This window comes from Dehalococcoidales bacterium, assembly GCA_028716225.1.
Classification (GTDB): Bacteria; Chloroflexota; Dehalococcoidia; order Dehalococcoidales; family UBA5760; genus UBA5760.
This window is the reverse complement of sequence record JAQUQE010000074.1, coordinates 1-5,168: the sequence shown is the minus strand read 5'-3', so window position 1 is coordinate 5,168 and position 5,168 is coordinate 1. Positions and strand designations below refer to the sequence as shown.

12 protein-coding genes are annotated in these 5,168 nt (G+C 49.5%); 4 read left to right on the top strand and 8 right to left on the bottom strand.

Translation table 11 applies throughout. The features are described from left to right. Both PHI12_13470 and PHI12_13465 read right to left on the bottom strand, forming a co-directional pair. Window positions 1-538: hypothetical protein (locus tag PHI12_13470; protein ID MDD5511803.1), on the bottom strand; the 538-nt coding region annotated here is incomplete at its 3' end. Further along, window positions 516-968, bottom strand: coding sequence for a hypothetical protein (locus PHI12_13465; protein MDD5511802.1), 453 nt, complete (start codon window positions 966-968; stop codon window positions 516-518). The genes PHI12_13465 and PHI12_13470, both read right to left, overlap by 23 nt. A gap of 195 nt (window positions 969-1,163) precedes the next feature. Between PHI12_13465 and PHI12_13460 the strand changes: the two genes are divergently transcribed. Continuing rightward, entirely contained in the window at window positions 1,164-1,808 is a 645-nt protein-coding gene (locus PHI12_13460) for a hypothetical protein (protein ID MDD5511801.1), read from the top strand. Further along, window positions 1,784-2,113 carry a hypothetical protein gene (locus PHI12_13455; GenBank protein MDD5511800.1) on the top strand — a complete coding sequence of 110 codons (330 nt, stop codon included), beginning with the start codon at window positions 1,784-1,786 and terminating at the stop codon, window positions 2,111-2,113. The genes PHI12_13460 and PHI12_13455 overlap by 25 nt, the downstream gene beginning before the upstream one ends. Before the next feature lie 156 nt (window positions 2,114-2,269). Here the strand turns inward: PHI12_13455 and PHI12_13450 are convergent, their stop codons facing one another. From PHI12_13450 to PHI12_13425, 6 genes are all read right to left on the bottom strand, one after another. After that, a complete protein-coding gene (locus tag PHI12_13450; protein ID MDD5511799.1) occupies window positions 2,270-2,578 on the bottom strand; it encodes a hypothetical protein in 309 nt (102 codons plus the stop codon). Then, window positions 2,559-2,780, bottom strand: a complete 222-nt coding sequence (locus PHI12_13445) for a hypothetical protein (GenBank protein ID MDD5511798.1) — start codon at window positions 2,778-2,780, stop codon at window positions 2,559-2,561. The genes PHI12_13450 and PHI12_13445 overlap by 20 nt, the downstream gene beginning before the upstream one ends. Before the next feature lie 81 nt (window positions 2,781-2,861). Next, on the bottom strand, window positions 2,862-3,104 hold the full coding sequence (locus tag PHI12_13440) for a hypothetical protein (protein ID MDD5511797.1): 243 nt from the start codon (window positions 3,102-3,104) through the stop codon (window positions 2,862-2,864). Window positions 3,105-3,218: 114 nt separating this feature from the next. After that, complete coding sequence (locus PHI12_13435) at window positions 3,219-3,422, bottom strand: Com family DNA-binding transcriptional regulator (protein ID MDD5511796.1); 204 nt, start codon at window positions 3,420-3,422, stop codon at window positions 3,219-3,221. Continuing rightward, on the bottom strand, window positions 3,406-3,702 hold the full coding sequence (locus tag PHI12_13430) for a hypothetical protein (protein ID MDD5511795.1): 297 nt from the start codon (window positions 3,700-3,702) through the stop codon (window positions 3,406-3,408). The genes PHI12_13435 and PHI12_13430 overlap by 17 nt, the downstream gene beginning before the upstream one ends. Before the next feature lie 69 nt (window positions 3,703-3,771). Beyond that, the gene (locus PHI12_13425; GenBank protein MDD5511794.1) at window positions 3,772-4,485 is read right to left on the bottom strand and encodes a hypothetical protein; all 714 of its coding nucleotides are present in this window, start codon (window positions 4,483-4,485) and stop codon (window positions 3,772-3,774) included. 117 nt (window positions 4,486-4,602) lie between these two features. On the opposite strand from PHI12_13425, the gene PHI12_13420 reads away from it, so the two are divergent. Both PHI12_13420 and PHI12_13415 read left to right on the top strand, forming a co-directional pair. Further along, a complete protein-coding gene (locus tag PHI12_13420; GenBank protein ID MDD5511793.1) occupies window positions 4,603-4,899 on the top strand; it encodes a hypothetical protein in 297 nt (98 codons plus the stop codon). Next, the coding region (locus PHI12_13415; GenBank protein MDD5511792.1) for a hypothetical protein at window positions 4,889-5,168 on the top strand (280 nt) is incomplete at its 3' end. The genes PHI12_13420 and PHI12_13415, both read left to right, overlap by 11 nt.

Below are 5,168 nucleotides of genomic sequence, written 5' to 3'. Positions count from 1 at the left end.
TCTTCACCTTATCGGTTAGAGCTGCCAAAATCAGCTTCAGCTCCGGATCCGTACCCTTCTCACCCTTTGCCAGCGTGAATATTTGTACCACGTCGGACATTGTGAGCCCTTGCGGTCCCCCTCCGCCTCCGAAGTTTATCGGGATATTGGATGTCTGGCTGCCGAGTAGATATTGCCCGACAACATTCGCCGGCACGCCTTTCTCGAGTAGCAGCAGAGCATTGGCTGTAATGTTAGCTTTGGTCATTTCCCTATCCTCGGCAGACTCAACGGGATCCCGAGGTTCTTCCTTCCCATCTTCAATACGCCTTATCTGCGCTCTCGTTTGCTTTTCTTCAAGCTCCATCTTGGCTTTTAACCGGTTAGCGGAAGCCTGAAGGAGTTCCCGAGCCTGAATGTTTTCGACCTTTGCGATAGTAGCTTCAAGTTCATCGAGGGGATCCCTTGGTCCCCCAGCCCCACCTGAAGCTTTTTTCCCGCTCATTCTCTGAGCTAACTCAACTGACGCGTCTTGTCTACCCTGCTGACCCATTACCATTGTCCGACACCTCCTCTGGTATAAAATTACCTACTACAGTCCGTAGTAGTTTCATGCCTTCTCGAATAGTGGATGAAAAATCGCTCTGCCAGCCCATTTCGGTCTGCATATCCCGGTAATGGTCAAAGCATATTAACATGTCTTCCGGGTAAAGCTGGATTTTCTCCTGACCGATCTCGAACTGAGTTATGCCCGCTATGGGCGACTTGATTGTGGCGGTTGATGCGGTACCACTCTGTTTTGTTGGTTTTACACCTGGTACTTCAGGAGTGGCTTCTACTGGGGGAGGTTCCTGCCCTGCCTTAAATTGCTTCAGAACTCTGGCTACTGTGGAATTGGAATATCCGGCATCTACCACTTGGTCGAATGTTTTGCCCTCTTTGAAAAGAGAGAAGATATCCCGCTGATTTTGGTTCCAGCTTATCGCCATGCCACCTCCCTTTTTCTGATTTAAGTACCAGTCGGCACCAATTGATTCTCGGTACCAAGTACCAGACCAAGTACCACTCTAGCGTATTTTCATTCTCGGTACCAATACCAGTACCACTTTAGTCCCAACTAATTCCCTATAGTAGCACTGTTTTGGGGTGTTGACAAGACCCTTTTTGAAGATTATTATAGTGGCATGGAAAAGAACGTTGCGGCTATACTCCTGTCGGAAGGCTCCAAACTCCTATCGGACGGTATCAGGTTGATGATGGCACGCCCGCGCAGGGCTGCCCGTTACGAAGAAGAGCCGTACACTCCCCCAGTAACGGTTAGAGAACCCGCTCCGCAAAAAATCATTGGACCGGTGGCCGTGGCCACCCCGATCGCATTACCAACCCGGGAAGAGACTAACCAGGAACTCAAACGCCGTCTGGCCAGAGAACTTTACCGTGCAGAGCTCGATCTGGCTGGGGGATTGAAAATTGCCGGCAAGCCATGTGACTGTCTTTCAAACAAGCATACTCTGGGGCTGGAAGCAATGGCAGAAGAGCTCATTTCCGCAGATCCGAATAATCCTGTATACAACGAAATTATTCAGTGGATCAAAGACAACACCCACAAGCTCACTGTAGAGGCGATAGACAGTGGTAAATACGCACAGGAATATCCTGGACTCGCCTCTCAATTTAAGGACTTCCGGAAGAGGATACTTGGTACGGACGCCTTCCAGGCGATGGTAACCAACCCCTCGAAAATGACACTCGATGAAGCGAAGGAAATCGCTTCTAGTCAGGCTAAAAAGGAAGTAGAACGGCAATGGCACTCACAAGAGAAGAAATAGACCAGATCTCCCAGCAAATCGCCGATAACATTGCCATCACCATACGGCGTTATTCAAAGTCGTATGAAGCGCCTAAATCAATACAGTCAGGTCTCGCAGAAAGTATGGGGGAAGAGCTTACCGCTTCCATGTGGTACCAGCTCCGGGCCCGAGACGCCAAAGACAAGGGCGACTCAAAAACGGCAGAACTTTACTACCACATTGCCGAAGAAGAGAACCTGCATTACATCGAATTAAATCGAAGGCGTGAGGAGATCCTCGGCAAGACTACCAGTATACCCGCAGCTCTCAAATGTTCAATGTAAATTTCAGGACTGGTGTATACAATGGACATGCAGACTCTGGGTCATTGGGCTCCAGCTATAATAATATCCGTCTTATTCCTGATCGTTCTGATACTATTCGGAATCGCGTTCTATCATAACTGGATTAAAAAGAATCGGAAAAAGGACGATTAGCGGTTAGGGACTCGCCGGAGCCGGCTCCCCAGGCTTCTCTTTGTTTTCCTCTTTGCATGAGAACATTACCGCGTCAGTATCCGGGTCAATGTGGATCTGGCAAAACTTCCCCTCGAATTTAGCTGACGGTACCCGGTCAAGTTTCTCCTCATCGATTTTTCTGAAGCCTTCTTCAGTCGTGACATCGATGATATTTACTGCCGTCTCCCCTTCGAGGTCGCTGGCAAACAGGCCATTTTTAAGCCGATCTGAGACTTCCTGGCAAGGGCTGCAATCACCAGATACGAATACGTCAATCACCTTCTTTGACATTTTCCCGCCTCGCTTTTACTTCTTTGTATTTGTCAGGAACGCAGTTACGCATTTTGTCGACGAGCTCCGCCCTGGTAATACCCTTCGCGATCCCACACTCTTTTGAAGCCTGCACCAGGTCGAGTTGATGTTGAGAGAGGGGATGGGGGGCAGGGCGTTTCCTGACGTAGAATATCTTCTTTTCAGCTGTCTTCTCTACCATTCTGAGGAGATTATAACAGAAAAGGCAGGGAGTTTGAACCCCCTGCCTTTCTTGGCGAGGAAAAACAGTTCTAACGGGAAATTAGAACTTGTCCGGGATACAGGTCCGCATGGCTGTCACGAGGGCGCCGCGGCTCATACCTTTCTTGATCCCGCAAGATTTAGCTGCATCCGCAACTTTCTTTTGCTGGGAGGTCTTAGGATATGGCCTGGGGTAGGCGGCGATCACAAAACCCGGGTTGGTTTTGGTCGTGATATTCTCCAGCTTGTGGGCCTTCGGGCGCCGTTTGGCGTACCCTAGATCCTTAATGCTCTGGATTATCATAGCTCTTACCTCGACATGATTTCCTCATTACCAGGAGGATCCTGGGGGCCATGCAGTCAAGATGACCAGAGCCAACCGACCTTTACCAGATATTAGAACGAATTTCGGGTTTTGTCAAGGGGTTTTTACTTTTAGATAAGTAGCATCGAGAGCGGTCCAATGACCGCAGCGCTTGCACTTAATGGCGATCGAGCCTTCCACAATGGCATAGTACGCCAGAAATCGGTTGCAGTTTGCACACCGCAGGCTCTTTACTTTGGGGTTCAGGTCCGGAGGGAGTTTTCCGTTATCCTTCGAGACCTCATTTGCTTCTTTCACCTGAACGTTTTCTCCACTCACTGGCACACTCCTTCATAAATTTCCCTGCCGCTCCAAACGGTTGCCCCTTAATAGGCTTCGTCGCCAGGCAGCCTTTAATAAATTCCTGGTAAGCGCTGGGGGCTCGTTTTTTGATAAGACAGAAGTTGATCTGCCCGGGCTCCGGACATTCCGGGACACTGTTGACCTCTTCGATAAGCACCATGTCCTTCGTATTCTCCCGGATCAGTTTTTTGATATCTTCAGACATGCACGGTATACACTTAACTCGCTTTGGCATGTTGATTCCCCTTGTAATCAGATTTCGTTATTTCTCAAGAAATGGTAATGACCACTTCCGCTTTCAATATTATGGCGCAATATCTTCCGGCCAGCAGCGTATCACGCCCAGTGAAATTATCGAAGGGCCGCCGGCTTCTGTCGGGTAATAGAAGTTAGGATACAAAGCAGCATTCGGTAAATTGGTCGTATGCCTGGCGATGCGTGTCTCGTTCAGGTAGAAGTCGACGGTGTTAGCGTAAATATCGATCTTAAACTTGTTGAGATCCGTCATGGCTTCCCCAAACCCGGTGTTCACGGTTTCAGCTCCGCCGTCATCGGTAATGGTCTGCAGTGCATCGCCTATGAGCCCAAAACCGATAAGATTATTTGTAGCGCGTGTACTGGCGGTAGTATTGGTTAGACCCATGATGAAGTTGGCATTGTCAACGTTGCCGACCAGCTGGAGGTAGCATTCAAACTCAAGGATGAAACGACGTATGACCTGGTTAGGGGCGTATACAGACGGAGCACATACCCAGCGTTGGTTAGAACGAAGACGAGCATTCTCGCTGGCATTTGGGGATGATACCGCCATGAGATAGGCCCCGACAGCACCTCTATTCCATGCCCCGCCGGTTGCTGGATTAGTTACTGTCCAGGTAACGGCGCTAATACCCGCTTCATCCTGCCAGCCTTCATATAGACTGTGATGTGGACGGGAAGCGGATATCACTCCGGGGGCGTCAAGTTGGAGAGCCTGTAAAATCTCGAGGTTTTTTCGTACGGTAGCTCCATCACCCATAGCAGTGCCCGCTCCTTATGGCACTATGATGACATAATTTTCTTAAAAAAACAATGGGGATTGACACAGGGAAATAACATCTGTTATTTTTGGGTATTACGAGCAGGGAGGTAATTCTTGAGCAAGCGAAAGGACAGGGAGCGGGCACTGGCCACCGGTATGCACTATTTTAACGGGCGACTCGTACCGATCACCCAGGAGGTTTACCCGGGGGACCGCGACAAGGACCGGCAGGTTTTTCTAAGGTGTACGAAATGTGGAAACGTAATAAGCGACGGCATAGCAGAGAGACATTTCAGGGGATGCTGGGGAGATAAAGTTCCTTGTGAGAGGTGTGGCAAATGGATCCCGGTAGAAGGTTGTCTCAAGCACTGGAAAACATGTAAAGGGAAGGAGGTGAAGGTTGAAAATTGAAGATTTTATAAAGACGATCCAGGGGTTATCGGATAATACCCGGAGAGCGTATGAACAAACCCTCTGGCAGCTCGACAGTTTTATCAAGACCGACGAGCCGACCGCCAACGATATCCAGAAGTTTTTGAATACCTTCAATGCCTCGACACTACACCGGCATAAAGCCGGCGTTAAAGCCTACTGGGAGTACAGGTTCAAGGGCACGGAGTGGCCATTCAATCGCAGGTCCTTCATGGCGCCCCGCCAGATTCTCCCCAGGTATGTCAACC